We start from the raw sequence: 1,321 nt of genomic DNA on the forward strand, positions 1-1,321 counted from the left end.
AGTTTTTTGTGTTACAATCAATAAACTCCATATTATTCCAAATAATCCCAAAAGGAGATCATATTATGAAGAAATGTTTTATGCTTTTATTCTCTTGTTTACTAATGTTCAGTTTATTTTCAGCAACCGTCGGTGCTACACCAGTGCAGACTCATTATCTTGAAGAAATAAAAATCATTCAAGATAATCTTATTAAGAATTTGGAGCAGGCTGATGTTAACAATACGAAAGAAGCAAATCAAGCGATCGATTCATATTTTCGAAATAATCCTGTAGATGGAACCTTATTAACAGATTACTTTGTTAATACAAATCAAAAAACTGTTCTTCCAGAAACTGCATCTGATAGCAATTTGGATCTCAAAAGTTATTTAAGAACTAACATTGAGAATGGAAATTTCGAACAACATATTATCTCAGATAATGTTAAAATTACATTAACTAATTCCCCATTCTTTATTGTCGAAACAATAACTAGTGATGAACAAGTTATTGATAACGCTTCTGCACAATCGAGCTATATGGCGAAATTAGCAGCAAGTCAAGCAACACCAACAAAAACGTATACACTCGATGTTAAAAGTATAATTGGCAACACAATTTTCTCAATTAGTGTACAAGGGTACTTCACCTATAATGGCACCGCAGTTAATCCTCATCTAGTTGATGCTTGGTATAATAGAGGTACATTATCAATTTGGCAGGTTGACGATTGGGAAGAAGGAGTTACCTATGAAATGACTGGTAAAGTGAGAATTTACGGAAAAGGTAAATTTCATTTCGGACTCGAAATCGCGGGTTATGGACTAACTGTTCAGGATAAATTTTATAATGTATTCCAAGAAGGCGATAAAAATGGAGGAGTACTTTGGGATAGGACTGTCAACTAAAACAAGAGAGGAGAAAAAATGATTAATTTTCTGAAATCAAAATCTTTCCTTGTGTCCTCGATTCTATTCAGCTTAATATTTATTGTTAATATTGCAGTAACTGATTCATCGACTGAAGAAATTACTCTCGCTGCTATTAAATCATTATTAGCTGGAATAATTTGCGGGTTCATAATTGGTGGAATACTCTACTTAATACAAAAAAGAAATAATAGAATTAATTAATAATAAATAGGAATTCTATGGAGTAGCTAATTTAATGGAATAAATAAGACACAATACAGTAGTTTCATTTCTGTAACGTGTCTTATTTTTCATATGTGTTTTATATTCCTCTGAAGTTTAATTATTATCTTTCCCTTCTACAATATAATTAATATTTTGTATCTAAGTAAAAATTTATTTTCTCGACTCTTTGCTATTGTAACATC

General features: G+C 30.9%; 1 protein-coding gene. It reads left to right on the plus strand.

What is annotated here, in order from left to right:
* Window positions 1-890: hypothetical protein (locus JCM16418_RS23320; protein ID WP_206777786.1), on the plus strand; the 890-nt coding region annotated here is incomplete at its 5' end.
* Window positions 891-1,321: the final 431 nt, after the last annotated feature.

It is taken from the genome of Paenibacillus pini JCM 16418 (assembly GCF_000576305.1).
Lineage (GTDB): Bacteria > Bacillota > Bacilli > Paenibacillales > Paenibacillaceae > Paenibacillus_AQ > Paenibacillus_AQ pini.